The sequence below is a fragment of the Staphylococcus sp. 17KM0847 genome, assembly GCF_013463155.1.
Classification (GTDB): domain Bacteria; phylum Bacillota; class Bacilli; order Staphylococcales; family Staphylococcaceae; genus Staphylococcus.
The window spans coordinates 406,066-421,994 of record NZ_CP040781.1 but is presented as its reverse complement, the minus strand read 5'-3'; the positions used below and the strand labels follow the sequence as shown (position 1 = coordinate 421,994).

General features: G+C 37.7%; 12 protein-coding genes, 1 other RNA gene, 1 pseudogene and 1 riboswitch. Of the genes and pseudogenes, 3 read left to right on the top strand and 11 right to left on the bottom strand.

The genetic code is table 11. From position 1 onward, the window contains the following. Nucleotides 1-56: 56 nt before the first annotated feature. Nucleotides 57-166: riboswitch (SAM riboswitch) on the bottom strand. 39 nt (nt 167-205) lie between these two features. From FGL66_RS02040 to FGL66_RS02030, 3 genes are all read right to left on the bottom strand, one after another. Beyond that, the gene (locus FGL66_RS02040; protein WP_180809961.1) at nt 206-523 is read right to left on the bottom strand and encodes a thioredoxin family protein; all 318 of its coding nucleotides are present in this window, start codon (nt 521-523) and stop codon (nt 206-208) included. A 264-nt stretch (nt 524-787) separates the two neighbouring features. Continuing rightward, a complete protein-coding gene (gene gcvH, locus FGL66_RS02035; RefSeq protein ID WP_180809960.1) occupies nt 788-1,168 on the bottom strand; it encodes a glycine cleavage system protein GcvH in 381 nt (126 codons plus the stop codon). A gap of 71 nt (nt 1,169-1,239) precedes the next feature. Then, complete coding sequence (locus tag FGL66_RS02030) at nt 1,240-1,593, bottom strand: arsenate reductase family protein (protein ID WP_180809959.1); 354 nt, start codon at nt 1,591-1,593, stop codon at nt 1,240-1,242. A gap of 166 nt (nt 1,594-1,759) precedes the next feature. On the opposite strand from FGL66_RS02030, the gene FGL66_RS02025 reads away from it, so the two are divergent. Beyond that, the gene (locus FGL66_RS02025) at nt 1,760-2,083 is read left to right on the top strand and encodes a thioredoxin family protein (protein ID WP_180809958.1); all 324 of its coding nucleotides are present in this window, start codon (nt 1,760-1,762) and stop codon (nt 2,081-2,083) included. A gap of 59 nt (nt 2,084-2,142) precedes the next feature. On the opposite strand, the gene FGL66_RS02020 is transcribed toward FGL66_RS02025, so the two are convergent. The 3 genes from FGL66_RS02020 to FGL66_RS02010 are packed head-to-tail and all read right to left on the bottom strand — an operon-like array spanning nt 2,143 to nt 4,500. After that, nucleotides 2,143-2,691, bottom strand: a complete 549-nt coding sequence (locus FGL66_RS02020; protein WP_180809957.1) for a nitroreductase family protein — start codon at nt 2,689-2,691, stop codon at nt 2,143-2,145. 58 nt (nt 2,692-2,749) lie between these two features. Continuing rightward, entirely contained in the window at nt 2,750-3,475 is a 726-nt protein-coding gene (gene aroD / locus FGL66_RS02015; RefSeq protein ID WP_180809956.1) for a type I 3-dehydroquinate dehydratase, read from the bottom strand. 20 nt (nt 3,476-3,495) lie between these two features. Beyond that, the gene (locus FGL66_RS02010) at nt 3,496-4,500 is read right to left on the bottom strand and encodes a D-2-hydroxyacid dehydrogenase (protein ID WP_180809955.1); all 1,005 of its coding nucleotides are present in this window, start codon (nt 4,498-4,500) and stop codon (nt 3,496-3,498) included. Between the two features lie 137 nt (nt 4,501-4,637). On the opposite strand from FGL66_RS02010, the gene FGL66_RS02005 reads away from it, so the two are divergent. Then, on the top strand, nt 4,638-5,057 hold the full coding sequence (locus tag FGL66_RS02005; RefSeq protein ID WP_180809954.1) for an Ohr family peroxiredoxin: 420 nt from the start codon (nt 4,638-4,640) through the stop codon (nt 5,055-5,057). Nucleotides 5,058-5,229: 172 nt separating this feature from the next. Here FGL66_RS02005 and FGL66_RS02000 read toward each other — a convergent pair whose 3' ends face one another. The 3 genes and pseudogenes from FGL66_RS02000 to FGL66_RS01995 form a co-directional block, all read right to left on the bottom strand. Beyond that, the gene (locus tag FGL66_RS02000; protein ID WP_500862569.1) at nt 5,230-11,634 is read right to left on the bottom strand and encodes a GA-like domain-containing protein; all 6,405 of its coding nucleotides are present in this window, start codon (nt 11,632-11,634) and stop codon (nt 5,230-5,232) included. A gap of 62 nt (nt 11,635-11,696) precedes the next feature. Next, nucleotides 11,697-11,805 (bottom strand): annotated as a pseudogene (locus FGL66_RS09905) (YSIRK-type signal peptide-containing protein); the annotation flags it as partial. A gap of 1,261 nt (nt 11,806-13,066) precedes the next feature. Further along, on the bottom strand, nt 13,067-13,834 hold the full coding sequence (locus FGL66_RS01995) for a helix-turn-helix domain-containing protein (protein WP_180809952.1): 768 nt from the start codon (nt 13,832-13,834) through the stop codon (nt 13,067-13,069). Nucleotides 13,835-14,428: 594 nt separating this feature from the next. Between FGL66_RS01995 and FGL66_RS01990 the strand changes: the two genes are divergently transcribed. Next, nucleotides 14,429-14,821, top strand: a complete 393-nt coding sequence (locus tag FGL66_RS01990; protein ID WP_180809951.1) for a hypothetical protein — start codon at nt 14,429-14,431, stop codon at nt 14,819-14,821. Nucleotides 14,822-15,010: 189 nt separating this feature from the next. Here FGL66_RS01990 and ssrA read toward each other — a convergent pair. Together ssrA and smpB are read right to left on the bottom strand one after the other, a co-directional pair. Next, nucleotides 15,011-15,371: a transfer-messenger RNA gene (gene ssrA, locus FGL66_RS01985) on the bottom strand. 80 nt (nt 15,372-15,451) lie between these two features. Next, a complete protein-coding gene (gene smpB / locus FGL66_RS01980) occupies nt 15,452-15,916 on the bottom strand; it encodes an SsrA-binding protein SmpB (RefSeq protein ID WP_180809950.1) in 465 nt (154 codons plus the stop codon). Nucleotides 15,917-15,929: the final 13 nt, after the last annotated feature.

Below are 15,929 nucleotides of genomic sequence, written 5' to 3'. Positions count from 1 at the left end.
TAAAAATACTTCCTCTTTTGCTAATGAAAGAGAAAGTATAAAATGATGCAACCTTTCTCTCATCTCCAAAAGTTAATCAACAACTTTATGTGACTTGGCACCATTTCTATTACTAGACGGTTGCCGGGCTTCACAGGGCACATCCCTCCACCACTCTTGATAAGAGTTTTCTGAATATTGAATTGTTTAAATCTTACCACCCTAATCAAGTTTCGTCAATGACTTTTTTCATTTTTTCTAATAAAAATGGTACAGAGCGAAACGCATAGAGTCGTTCAACCTCTTGATCATAGTTCATAATTAATAATACAGGTACAGATTGAATACTCTGCGCTTGATTAAATTCAGGATAATAATTAAGATCCACCTTTATTATTGGCAATTGAACAATATCATTCGCAATATCCAACATACGTTCAGATACTTTGCACGTACCACACATTGCTGTATAGCCAAATATAAGGTGTATCGCTTTATCAAAGTTTATATCTATTGATACATTACGTTCTACATTGTATGTCATATACCTTCGTTCCTTCTCAACTTACGCTTACATTTTCTTTCAACACATATCGTAATAAAAGTGAGCGTACAACAAAACTTCCTCATCTGTTACAAGAGTGTATACACATTACTGAACTTGAACAAGATCAATGTCTTGTCGCTTTTTAAATTTAAACCTGATGCTTATATCACTCAATATAAAAAGTTACAACTATTATTGCAAATAAAAAACTCGGAAACAGCACAATATCTCATCGCACTATTCCGAGTTGAAATTATAAAATTATTCACCGATCATTGCTTCGTAACTTGCTGCATCCATTAATGCATCTAATTCACTCTCATCACTTAACTCAACTTTAACCATCCAAGCATTTTCATATGGTGATTCGTTTACCGCTTCTGGTTCATCTTCTAAATTTTCATTGACTTCAATCACTTTACCAGATACAGGAGAATAAAGTTCTGATACTGTTTTTACTGATTCAACACTACCAAATGTATCACCTTCTGATACTTCGTCATCTACTTCTGGAAGCTCAACAAATACGATATCGCCTAATTCATTTTGTGCAAAGTCAGTAATACCGATAACTGCTGTATTCCCTTCAACTTTTACCCACTCATGTTCTTTTGAATATTTTAGTTCGTTTGGTACTGCCACTTAAATCCCCTCCAAAATTTATAATTATAGATTAATCATGACATATTGAAGTGTTTCTATCAACTATTTTCTTATAGCCATATATCACGATAAGTATCTTCTTTAAAGCCAACTGTGACTTTATGACCTAAAATGGCTAACGGTCTTTTAACAAGCATGCCATCTGAAGCCAATAATTCTAATTTTTCTTCGTCTGACATATCTGAAAGTTTATCTTTAAGATTTAATTCACGATATTTTGCACCATGTGTATTAAACAACTTTTTGACTTCAATCCCTGTTTTATCAACGATTTCTCTAAATTCCTCTTGTGTTGGTGTATGTTGAACAATATCAATCGGTTCAAAACTTACACCATGATCTGTCAAAAACTGAGCTGCCTTTTTACAAGTCGTACAATTTTTGTATTGATAAAATTTAATCATAATGAACCCTCCTGTACTCGCTTATTTCAAATATAACAAAAATTTAAAAACATTGCTTATTTTTTATAATTTTTTTGTCATTTGAACAGTAAAGTTGCACATTGAATGACTTCATAATCAAGGTTCGCTATAATAGTGCTACGAAACATTATAAGGAGGCAATGTCATGAAAGCCATTAAAGATATGAATCAATTTCGCGAGGTTATCCAAAATACTGAACCTGTAATTGTTAAATTTGAAGCAGGTTGGTGTCCAGATTGTAAAGCAATGGATATGTGGATTGACCCTATCGTTGAAAAATACAGTGCATACAGCTGGTATACTGTTAATCGCGATGAAGTAGAGGAAGCTGCTGTGGAAAATGAAGTGATGGGCATTCCAAGTATTTTAATCTTCCAAGATGGTAAAAAACTTCATCATTTACACTCTGCAAACGCAAAATCACCTGAACAAGTTGAATCTTTTTTAGCAGACAGTTTAGGTCAATAGTAATTGAAACATCAAAAAGGGACGGCTCTATAACTACCGTCCCTTTTTTATAATTATAGCTAAATGTAATCTGTCACAAGTCCTCTATTTTGACGCACTGCATGCTTAGTATTATCCTCTTCTTGTAAATCTGTAAGATAGATAAAGCCAACTAAACGTTCATCAGGTAAAACACCAAACACTTGACGAATTTTAGGATTAAAAATGTATTGTGGCGTTTTCCAACATGAACCAATTCCTTGTTCATAAAGTAATAACAATAAATTTTGGGCAAATGCACCAACTGCAAGATAATTTTCATTTTCTTCACGTTGACGTGCATCACACTTCATAATAACTGCTACAAAGCCACCTAACTTTGTTACCGCGTCATAGTGACTTTGTTGTTTGTCATGATCTCTTGGAAATGCATATTTCGAGATATCTCTACTCATTTCACCTAGTTTATGTTTAGGTACATAAACGACTCGCCAAGGCTCCCTCATACCATGGTTTGGTGCTTCTGCTGCATCTACTAATGCTTGACGTACTGCTACTTCGTCAATGTGCATATCATGTTTGAACTTCTTGATACTTCTTCTATACTTAATGGCGTCTTGAAGTTCCATTTTTTATCTTCCCCTTCAATATTGATAACAATTATCAATTATACGCAAACTAAATACATTAATCAAACAAATGATACGGTTGAATGGCTTGTATGAGCTGTTGGACGGGGATTTGTCCTGGCGCTACTGCTTCGCTCCCTAATGCACCAAATGTTAATGCCCCACCAAATGTACCTTGTGCTATCCTTGTCACTATGCCTAACTCAGACATTGAAATCCCTGCAACCAACTGGTTCAAAGACTCACTCGCCTCTGAGATAGCTTGCAATAATACAAGTACATCTTGACGACTATTTGGCATTACAGCAACTTTAAGATAATTTCCCTTCATTTGAGATAGATGGAAATATATTTTCTTCAATTCATCGATGGATGGTGTCTTATCAAAATCATGATATGACACTACGACATTTTTGTCTTGTGCTTGTATCGTTTGCACAAGATTTTGACGATCAGAATAATGAAAATCCCACTCTACATCAATCATATCGATTGTAGACACTTGGCTTAATGCCTCCAGTAGCTCACCATATGCATTATTATCTAATAATCCCTTCCCACCCTGCTGTGCACTACGATACGTTACTAACACTTGTATATCTGATTTTATCCGTTTTAGTGTTGTCATCATTTCTGACACGCTTGTGACATCACACGACGGTATTGCATCTATTCGTAGTTCTAAAATATCAAAATAACTTACATTTTGTACAACTTGAGTGACTTCATCAGATGTTAACATACGGTGTTTAGGCATTAAACTTGCTACAATTTTGGGTTTCACACCTATCTTCCTTTCTCTCTTTATGGATTGACAATATTTTCGGCTGTATGCTTATTGATATAGGATAATACGTCGTCCAATGGAATATCAACAAGGTTTTGGACAGCTTCATCTGTATAAAATGCAACATGTGGTGAAACAATCACATCATCACGTTCTAACAAATGGCTTAATATTGGATCCCCTAGTGGTTTATTTGTCCAGTCATTTTTAAAATAAGCGCCTTCGTTTTCATACGTATCTAATGCTGCAGCAGCCACCGTTCCATCATCTAATTTACGAATCAAAGCCTCTGTATCTAATACGATACCCCGAGCTGTATTGATAACAAATAAGCCCGGTTTAGCTTGTTCAAGAATCTTTTCGTCTACAACATATTTATTTTCTGGAGATCCCGGGATATGTAATGTCAATACATCAATATCTTTGACTAACGCTTCAAGTGTATCAACATAGGTCACAATGCCTTCAAGCGTAGGGTCTGGAGCAATATCATACGCATATACTTTTGCACCAAACCCTTTAAAAATTTTTGCAACGCGACTACCAATACGTCCTGTCCCCAATACACCTATCTTTAAAGACTCAACTGTTCGTCCTTGTACTGCTAAATCCCATGTAAAATCTTGAAGTGCAACATTACGATCAATACGATGTGTATGACGAACAAGTGCTAATGTTCGAGTCACTGCAAACTCTGCAATAGACTGAGGTGAATAGCTTGGCACATTAGATATTTTAACACCCGATGCCGTTGCTGCCACCAAATTATACATATCAAAACCCGCTGAACGTTGGGCAATATGATAAATACCATTCTCAGTTAAGATAGGATAATATTCATCATTGAATGTCGTTGTCTGAGAAATACTGATACCATCAATATCTTCCAACTGTGTCAAATGTTCTCCACCAAAAGAATCAGTCGTCAAAACAACTTCTACCTCATCTTGATGGCGTTCAATCCATTGTTGCAATGCTTGTTTTTCGTCTACTCTCACATCAAATACTTTGATCTTTTTCATAATGTCACCCCTAATTTGTCTGTCAATTCAGAATAAAATAACTATACCTTATATCTCTATGTTTGAAAAGACTAAATTATTGGAAATATAAGAAACAAGTAGTATAATGAAGAAACATTTTTAAGGAGGAATCAAGCATGTCAATCATTTATGAAACAACTGCAACAAATACAGGTGGTCGTAAAGGCACTGTACACACAGACGATAAAGCCTTAGACTTACAAATTACACCACCAGATAAAGCAGACGGCAAAGCAACAAACCCTGAACAATTATTTGCAGCAGGCTATGCATCATGTTTCAACGGCGCATTTGATTTAATCTTAAAACGCAATAAATTCCGTAATGCTGAACCTGTTGTTAACTTAACAGTACGCTTAGTGGACGATTCAGAATCAGAAAGCCCAAAACTTGAAGTCGCTATTCATGCACAAGTTAAAAATATGTCACAGGCAGACGCTGAAAAATCATTACAAGAAGCGCATGCATTTTGCCCATATTCAAAAGCTATTAATGGAAACGTTGATGTACAGTTAGACGTCGAAGTTGTAGCATAATTATATAACGCCCTAACTGAGCTGAGAGGTATGATATTTCCTCACTTTTAGCTCAGTTTTTCTTTTATAGGTTTCTTGTTCTATAAATGATATAACAAAAGACCATCAAAATCCTCAAAAGGACTTTGATGGTCTTTCTTTAGTACTCATCGATAAATTTTAAATGTGAGTATTACTTCTCTTCATTCTCTTTTCTACGTCTACCTAAAAGGAAGAGTGAACCGAGTAATGCTGCATATGTTCCTAGTAAAGTTGTATTTGCAGCTTCTTGACCTGTTTCTGGTAGTTCTTTCGCTGCTGTGACTTTCGTATTCTCTGCTTCTACTTCCGCTTGTTCCGCTGGTGTTACGACGCCATCTTCGTTCACTTCCGCTAATTTATCTTCTGCTGCTTTTTCCGCTGCTTCCGCTTTCGCTACTGCCTCTTCTGCTAACGCTAAGTCTGCTGTATCTGCTTTTCCATTATCGTTCGCATCTGTCACAGCTGGTACCGCAACTGGGTTCACTTCCGCTAAGCGATCTACTAAGTCTTGCTTACCTTCTGTACCTTCTGGTACTTCTGCTAACGCTTTTTCAGCTGCTTCTTTCGCTGCTGTGACTTTCGTATTCTCTGCTTCTACTTCCGCTTGTTCCGCTGGTGTTACGACGCCATCTTCGTTCACTTCCGCTAATTTATCTTCTGCTGCTTTTTCCGCTGCTTCCGCTTTCGCTACTGCCTCTTCTGCTAACGCTAAGTCTGCTGTATCTGCTTTTCCATTATCGTTCGCATCTGTCACAGCTGGTACCGCAACTGGGTTCACTTCCGCTAAGCGATCTACTAAGTCTTGCTTACCTTCTGTACCTTCTGGTACTTCTGCTAACGCTTTTTCAGCTGCTTCTTTCGCTGCTGTGACTTTCGTATTCTCTGCTTCTACTTCCGCTTGTTCCGCTGGTGTTACGACGCCATCTTCGTTCACTTCCGCTAATTTATCTTCTGCTGCTTTTTCCGCTGCTTCCGCTTTCGCTACTGCCTCTTCTGCTAACGCTAAGTCTGCTGTATCTGCTTTTCCATTATCGTTCGCATCTGTCACAGCTGGTACCGCAACTGGGTTCACTTCCGCTAAGCGATCTACTAAGTCTTGCTTACCTTCTGTACCTTCTGGTACTTCTGCTAACGCTTTTTCAGCTGCTTCTTTCGCTGCTGTGACTTTCGTATTCTCTGCTTCTACTTCCGCTTGTTCCGCTGGTGTTACGACGCCATCTTCGTTCACTTCCGCTAATTTATCTTCTGCTGCTTTTTCCGCTGCTTCCGCTTTCGCTACTGCCTCTTCTGCTAACGCTAAGTCTGCTGTATCTGCTTTTCCATTATCGTTCGCATCTGTCACAGCTGGTACCGCAACTGGGTTCACTTCCGCTAAGCGATCTACTAAGTCTTGCTTACCTTCTGTACCTTCTGGTACTTCTGCTAACGCTTTTTCAGCTGCTTCTTTCGCTGCTGTGACTTTCGTATTCTCTGCTTCTACTTCCGCTTGTTCCGCTGGTGTTACGACGCCATCTTCGTTCACTTCCGCTAATTTATCTTCTGCTGCTTTTTCCGCTGCTTCCGCTTTCGCTACTGCCTCTTCTGCTAACGCTAAGTCTGCTGTATCTGCTTTTCCATTATCGTTCGCATCTGTCACAGCTGGTACCGCAACTGGGTTCACTTCCGCTAAGCGATCTACTAAGTCTTGCTTACCTTCTGTACCTTCTGGTACTTCTGCTAACGCTTTTTCAGCTGCTTCTTTCGCTGCTGTGACTTTCGTATTCTCTGCTTCTACTTCCGCTTGTTCCGCTGGTGTTACGACGCCATCTTCGTTCACTTCCGCTAATTTATCTTCTGCTGCTTTTTCCGCTGCTTCCGCTTTCGCTACTGCCTCTTCTGCTAACGCTAAGTCTGCTGTATCTGCTTTTCCATTATCGTTCGCATCTGTCACAGCTGGTACCGCAACTGGGTTCACTTCCGCTAAGCGATCTACTAAGTCTTGCTTACCTTCTGTACCTTCTGGTACTTCTGCTAACGCTTTTTCAGCTGCTTCTTTCGCTGCTGTGACTTTCGTATTCTCTGCTTCTACTTCCGCTTGTTCCGCTGGTGTTACGACGCCATCTTCGTTCACTTCCGCTAATTTATCTTCTGCTGCTTTTTCCGCTGCTTCCGCTTTCGCTACTGCCTCTTCTGCTAACGCTAAGTCTGCTGTATCTGCTTTTCCATTATCGTTCGCATCTGTCACAGCTGGTACCGCAACTGGGTTCACTTCCGCTAAGCGATCTACTAAGTCTTGCTTACCTTCTGTACCTTCTGGTACTTCTGCTAACGCTTTTTCAGCTGCTTCTTTCGCTGCTGTGACTTTCGTATTCTCTGCTTCTACTTCCGCTTGTTCCGCTGGTGTTACGACGCCATCTTCGTTCACTTCCGCTAATTTATCTTCTGCTGCTTTTTCCGCTGCTTCCGCTTTCGCTACTGCCTCTTCTGCTAACGCTAAGTCTGCTGTATCTGCTTTTCCATTATCGTTCGCATCTGTCACAGCTGGTACCGCAACTGGGTTCACTTCCGCTAAGCGATCTACTAAGTCTTGCTTACCTTCTGTACCTTCTGGTACTTCTGCTAACGCTTTTTCAGCTGCTTCTTTCGCTGCTGTGACTTTCGTATTCTCTGCTTCTACTTCCGCTTGTTCCGCTGGTGTTACGACGCCATCTTCGTTCACTTCCGCTAATTTATCTTCTGCTGCTTTTTCCGCTGCTTCCGCTTTCGCTACTGCCTCTTCTGCTAACGCTAAGTCTGCTGTATCTGCTTTTCCATTATCGTTCGCATCTGTCACAGCTGGTACCGCAACTGGGTTCACTTCCGCTAAGCGATCTACTAAGTCTTGCTTACCTTCTGTACCTTCTGGTACTTCTGCTAACGCTTTTTCAGCTGCTTCTTTCGCTGCTGTGACTTTCGTATTCTCTGCTTCTACTTCCGCTTGTTCCGCTGGTGTTACGACGCCATCTTCGTTCACTTCCGCTAATTTATCTTCTGCTGCTTTTTCCGCTGCTTCCGCTTTCGCTACTGCCTCTTCTGCTAACGCTAAGTCTGCTGTATCTGCTTTTCCATTATCGTTCGCATCTGTCACAGCTGGTACCGCAACTGGGTTCACTTCCGCTAAGCGATCTACTAAGTCTTGCTTACCTTCTGTACCTTCTGGTACTTCTGCTAACGCTTTTTCAGCTGCTTCTTTCGCTGCTGTGACTTTCGTATTCTCTGCTTCTACTTCCGCTTGTTCCGCTGGTGTTACGACGCCATCTTCGTTCACTTCCGCTAATTTATCTTCTGCTGCTTTTTCCGCTGCTTCCGCTTTCGCTACTGCCTCTTCTGCTAACGCTAAGTCTGCTGTATCTGCTTTTCCATTATCGTTCGCATCTGTCACAGCTGGTACCGCAACTGGGTTCACTTCCGCTAAGCGATCTACTAAGTCTTGCTTACCTTCTGTACCTTCTGGTACTTCTGCTAACGCTTTTTCAGCTGCTTCTTTCGCTGCTGTGACTTTCGTATTCTCTGCTTCTACTTCCGCTTGTTCCGCTGGTGTTACGACGCCATCTTCGTTCACTTCCGCTAATTTATCTTCTGCTGCTTTTTCCGCTGCTTCCGCTTTCGCTACTGCCTCTTCTGCTAACGCTAAGTCTGCTGTATCTGCTTTTCCATTATCGTTCGCATCTGTCACAGCTGGTACCGCAACTGGGTTCACTTCCGCTAAGCGATCTACTAAGTCTTGCTTACCTTCTGTACCTTCTGGTACTTCTGCTAACGCTTTTTCAGCTGCTTCTTTCGCTGCTGTGACTTTCGTATTCTCTGCTTCTACTTCCGCTTGTTCCGCTGGTGTTACGACGCCATCTTCGTTCACTTCCGCTAATTTATCTTCTGCTGCTTTTTCCGCTGCTTCCGCTTTCGCTACTGCCTCTTCTGCTAACGCTAAGTCTGCTGTATCTGCTTTTCCATTATCGTTCGCATCTGTCACAGCTGGTACCGCAACTGGGTTCACTTCCGCTAAGCGATCTACTAAGTCTTGCTTACCTTCTGTACCTTCTGGTACTTCTGCTAACGCTTTTTCAGCTGCTTCTTTCGCTGCTGTGACTTTCGTATTCTCTGCTTCTACTTCCGCTTGTTCCGCTGGTGTTACGACGCCATCTTCGTTCACTTCCGCTAATTTATCTTCTGCTGCTTTTTCCGCTGCTTCCGCTTTCGCTACTGCCTCTTCTGCTAACGCTAAGTCTGCTGTATCTGCTTTTCCATTATCGTTCGCATCTGTCACAGCTGGTACCGCAACTGGGTTCACTTCCGCTAAGCGATCTACTAAGTCTTGCTTACCTTCTGTACCTTCTGGTACTTCTGCTAACGCTTTTTCAGCTGCTTCTTTCGCTGCTGTGACTTTCGTATTCTCTGCTTCTACTTCCGCTTGTTCCGCTGGTGTTACGACGCCATCTTCGTTCACTTCCGCTAATTTATCTTCTGCTGCTTTTTCCGCTGCTTCCGCTTTCGCTACTGCCTCTTCTGCTAACGCTAAGTCTGCTGTATCTGCTTTTCCATTATCGTTCGCATCTGTCACAGCTGGTACCGCAACTGGGTTCACTTCCGCTAAGCGATCTACTAAGTCTTGCTTACCTTCTGTACCTTCTGGTACTTCTGCTAACGCTTTTTCAGCTGCTTCTTTCGCTGCTGTGACTTTCGTATTCTCTGCTTCTACTTCCGCTTGTTCCGCTGGTGTTACGACGCCATCTTCGTTCACTTCCGCTAATTTATCTTCTGCTGCTTTTTCCGCTGCTTCCGCTTTCGCTACTGCCTCTTCTGCCGGTCTTAAATCAAAATCACCTGCTTCAACAATTTTTTTCGTTGGTTCTGAAACATTACCAGCATTATCAGTTGAAATAATACTCACTTCTCCACCTGCAGTTAAACCTTCTACCGGTGCAGTATATTCCCCATTTTCATTGGCAGTTGTTTCAACTGAATTACCATTTGGGAGAGTGATAGTCACTTGCGTATTTGGTTCAGCAATCCCCGATATCGAAGTAGTAGCAGGTGTTAATTCTTCAACTATTGTAGGTGGCTTAGGCGGTGTAACATCTTGTAGTGGTTCTGAGTTAGGTGCTTGTGTGTAACTACCAGACGTTAAGTCAACTGCTTGTAAGTTACTTCCTTGACCTGTCGTAGCTGTTATCGCAAATAAATAGTTACCGGATCTAACTCTATTCACCCATGAAGTGACATCTTTAATCCACGTTTGTCCACCATATTCAAAGCTTAATGTTCTATCCGCACTTGTATACGTCAACTCAAACGAGACATAGCTACTATCATCAGGTTGTATTTCTAATGGTGCTGCACCATCAGTTCCTCTTATCCCTCCATCATGAGTTATTACTTTTCCAACTCCATCTGAAAATACAAATGCACCAAAAGCACCTTTGTCTCGTAATCTTGCTGGGTCTGCTGAAGCTTTATCTTTAGCACTTGGGTGACTAGTATTATGCCATGTATCAAGTTTAAATCCAAACATATTCTTCATTCCTGCAGCACCTAGTCCAGCACCAGGTAATCCTGGTGTACTTCCTACATTATGTTCTGCAAATCCAAATAATATGCCGTCCCCACCATAACGACCATTTTTAGGATTTCCTTCATACTTATCACCCAAATTAACTTTCCCACTTATGGAGAAATCGTTCTTTAAATTTACTTGTGTTTTTAATGTCACTGCGCCCATTTGCCCACCTATATCTGGTGTCAATGTAACGATATCTCGATCTCCATCTGGTGTGTAAGCAGCACCAAAGTATGTTTCAAAGTGATCATAAAAATCTCTACTTGTTTCTGAAATTGTATTATTACCTGTATCACTAACAGCTCTTGTTTGAGTACTTACAGACCTAGGTAACGCAACAAAACTATGTGCTTTTTGTTGGTTTGCACTGTATTGAATACCTGCATAAATAATAGCATCAAGGATTTCTTGTGCTGTCGCATTTTCATAATCAATATCAATCAGTTTTGAAATACCTTCAACATCTTTTTCTGAATAAACTTCTGACAGTTCACTTTTTATTATTTGCGCTTTGTCCGATGACATTGTTAATTTTTGTTCTAATTCCCTAACCTTTGCATCTAATGGATTGTCCACATTTTCATCGACAATTGTTTTCTTCTCTGATGTTAAGTCAACTGTATTATTCTTATTTTCTATTTGTTTATTTATATATTTTTCTTCTGTTTTATTTATTTCTGGCTCTTTAGTATCTAACTCTTCCTGAGTTTTTAAATCACTTTCTTCATTAGATATTACATTTTTTGTTTGTTCATTTTTTTCTTTAACATCTAATACTTTATCTTCTATATTTTTAGTTTCTGCTGTTTCAGTTTCTTGTTCTACTGACCCTTCTTCTAATGATGCATCTATATTATTCTCTGTTTGTGAGTTTTGTTCAATAGTTCCTTCTGTCGTCAGGTCTGGTGTATTAACTGTTGATTGTTCTGAATTATCAGGCTGTTCATTTAATACATCATTATTTTTTGAAGTATTTTCCGACAACTGAGTATTTGGTGAATCTTCCTCTGATGCTACTGCATCCTTGCTGACACCAAATACTAAAGTTGCTCCAATTAATAATGAAGCTGTTCCTACTGTGAATTTACGAATTGAGTATTTATTTAACCTATTCGGCAAAAAATCCCATCTCGTCTTACGTTTTTGATTTTTCATATATTTGGAATTCCTCCATGTTAATTAATATTTCGTTTCCTGTTGCCTATATTAAAGTATTTTTAGATACTAAAAATACAATCAGCTAATATCAAAACAAAAAGTATAACAAATAGTAAAAAATAGTGTTGTAATATAACACAATAACCCATACATTATTTTATATTTTTCAGCTATTCTCTTTATGAAAGTAGCTAGATATAGATTATATTTTTCATTAATACTCTTCATTTTTCATGATAGAATAACAAAAAGTATTTTACTTTTTTGGCATACAAACACAACCTACCATAATGCTTAGATATACCTGACTATTCCTACATAATATAAAAGTATGATCAAAATAAACTTAGGTACTTATTTAATCTTCACAGAAAATAAGTACCTAAAAATAGCGACAAAGAAATCAATTATTACAGAATTCCTTTATCGCTATTCTCTATATTTCATATTAGAATTAGGTCGATCCTAATGTCTAAACATAGTTCATTCAATATGTTTTATTATTACAAATGCTATGGTTATAACAATCCTTTAAGTATTTATCTCTTCTCTTAGCCCGTGTTTACATTTAGCACCTTAGCTTGGGTTATTTTTCTATTTAAGTCGTATTCAGCAACTATTCACTATAATATCTTTGGCTAATAAGTTTGGGGCTTATAATCTCTTCATTATCTGAAAAATCTTGATAACTATAACAATAGTGAATGCACTGAATATTTAAAATAGCTTTATTTTTAAACTAATAACTCTTGATATGTAAACTTAAGTCTTGGCTCTGCTACACTCAAATCAAGATTGATTCCCATCATGGTCTAAAAATTGTACTTACTCTGATTAAATTACTAAAAGACATTCCAAAACCGCTCAAGGCTTCCCAAATCTCATATCAAATTCTCTAACCTATTTCTAATAACAAAAAAAGACCATACATTCATATTAATAAATGGAACACCTATAAAATATAATAAATCTGTCCTGTCAAATCATTGAGCAAGTATATTCATTCTATACAGTATTTTGTTAGTAAAGCTATTACTTCTAGGAAACAGTAAAAAACGGAAGAGAAATAGTAATATGCTTCTTTCAGGGTGTTTTTTATTTCAAAAGATTAAGAGGTGTTATGCAGCGTTAAAATCAAAAGAGTTAAAAGTTCCTAATATGTATTTATGAAGGCTTCGCACATCGAGACTACCTATCCCCATACGAAGATAGTGTGTTTGTAGCCTAATATGCGTTATAAATGAATTATGGAGCATGTTTATTGTTTATAGTAGATATCGTCTGAGCGATTTTTCTTCAAAAATTCTGTAGGTGTCATATTAAATATCTTTTTGAAGTTTTTTAAATAGGATTCATATGACTTAAATCCATACAACTTCCATAAATCTTGATCGCTCCCGATAATAATAATATCAGCAGCAATATTATACATTTTTATTTTACGAATATATTTTAACAAGGGTATATTTAATGTTTCTGAAAATAACCTTGAAAGATAACTCGCATTAACAAAAAAGTGTTCTGCTATTTTAGTTACTGTCAACTGTTGCTTATAATTTTCATTAATATGATTCAAAACCTTCACAATAAGTGGATTGGTGACATTAGAATGATTGTTGTAATAATCTCCCAAATCGATATAGTTAATCAGCCTAATCATATGCATATCGGAATTAAACGTATTCGCTTGTTCCTCTGCGTGTATTAAACTTATAATTTCACGCTTAATAGCGCCTTCTATTACATTTATATCTGTATCCGCCTTATAATTTTTATCGGAATTTAACAATGAAAAACGATTAAAGCTCAGTTTATTGATCGTGAGTTCTAAAACTTCTCCTGTATTTTTAATAATAATTGGCGGAGAAAACGGGTTAATCAAAAAGAATTCATTTTCCTGAAATATTGTTGTTGTATGGTTCTTATTCAATTCTGTTTCTCCAGATAAAATGTAATATATCACGACATGCTCAAAACTCGACTTAATATTGACAGTATCGCTTAAAATTCTTTGTTTATAATCCATAGCCGTCCCCTTTTTCAAAAATACAAATTACTCATATCGTTCTCATACTTTATCAGCTCTACAAGCACTCCCATTGAAATCAGCTGTTAGTAGAAACTATAAAGTATAAGTCTTACATTAATAATATTGCTAAATTCATTAATCATTCAGCCTTATCATTTTACCGTTTTACATAATCTGTAAACATAGGAATTTCATTATGAGCAATTATTTATAAATTTTACATTAATTTTTATCTTTTTTATTTACTGAATAACTACTATTTATTACGACATGCCATTTTAAGACGAATTATCCCCTAATAATCACTTTTTTAATATTTATAGTTGTTATTTATATAAGTCGTACCGTTTATTTTTTGCTATTTATAAAAAACAATTGCCCTCATCCCCCACCACTTAAGCATTTTCAATCTTTTTGTTTTTAAATATTGTATACATATATTACAAACTGTTGATTTTGTAATTATATAATTAAGGGGAATAACTGTATAATGAAAGCCACAAAAACAATTGTTGCATTAGTTGCTAGTGCTGTTCTATTGACATCAACCAAAGAAACCATTACTTGGTTATTTTAAGGAGAGTGATATAAATGTTAGAGGATGAAGGAGATATTAAACTTCTCTACCAAGCCATACAAGAATTAAATTCATCTGTTGGATTAAATCGAAATGGTACTAATACTGTAAGTTTAATTTTTGTAGAAATGGATTTAAGATATAGTGTTTTCGAAGAGATTCAAAGTGCATTTCTTAAATATTTAGCCCATAGAAACATTGACAAAATTAAATACTTAGATTTGATTGACATTATTAATAACACATTACCTAAGGATCGAGAGCTTTCTTATGTTATATTAAATAAAATAATCATAGGTTTTGCTCACCATTATTATCCCGAACTTCAACAAATAGCTAACCGTATCATAAGTGAAGAAGGTCACACAATATACAAGTATTTTAATCCTAATAACATTGATAATTAAACAAAAGAGACTGGAGCATAAGGTTTCAGTTCCGCAAATGAAACACCACAAAATCCTTTGAATTGGATTTTGTGGTGTTTTTCAATGTAAAAAAGGAGCAAGGTCAACGTGTCAAAAAATTATTTTCTTGACACATATTTGACACTCACTACTCTTAAATACCGTTATATCAACGGTTCAAACTATTATTAATGGAGGCGGCGGGAGTTGAACCCGCGTCCAAAGGTCCTGATACAAATGTTTCTACGTGTGTAGTCTATCGATATATTTCACACAATGCAAGGTGATAGACAACCAACATTGTGCTAGCTTGATTGATCTCTTCACGTCAGACTTCAAACGGCAGTGACGTGCGTATCCTACTCAAGTTGAATCACGTTAGCAGTACATAGGCGATACTGCTAGGTGATGCAGAGTGCGATTAGGCAGCTACTGCTAAATTATTGTTAGTTTTGCCAGTTATTATAAACTGAGTGTGTTTGTAACGAAGCCAACCCTCCGACACGCTTCATAAGCTCTGGGGACCCCTGTCGAATCCAAAAACGCCCCCGTCATGTGATATATGTGCTTCCACATAAATATTTGAAAGCACATTATATCTTAACAAATATTTAACCCCTACGCAATGACTTAATATTTTTGTTTCATTGCACGATCAATATCACGTTTGACTGCTTTTTCTTTTAATGCTTGGCGTTTATCAAATTTTTTCTTACCTCTTGCAATACCTAATAATACTTTACAATTTCCATGTTTTAAATAAAGTTTAAGCGGTACAATCGCATAACCAATTTCCCTTGTACGTTCACCGAGCTTTAAAATTTCTCGCTTGTGTAACAATAGCTTGCGTGCACGTAAAGGGTCATGATTAAAACGATTGCCTTCTTCATAGGGCGCAATATGCATATTTTGTAAGAAAATCTCTCCATGCTTGACTTGTGCATAACTATCCTTTAGGTTGGCACTCCCTCGACGAATTGATTTAATTTCTGTGCCTTGCAACACAATGCCTGCTTCAATCGTATCTTCAATTTGATAATCATGACGTGCTTTACGATTTTCTGCTAAGGTTCCTTTGCCTGACTTTTTAGCCATGAAGCCTCACCTC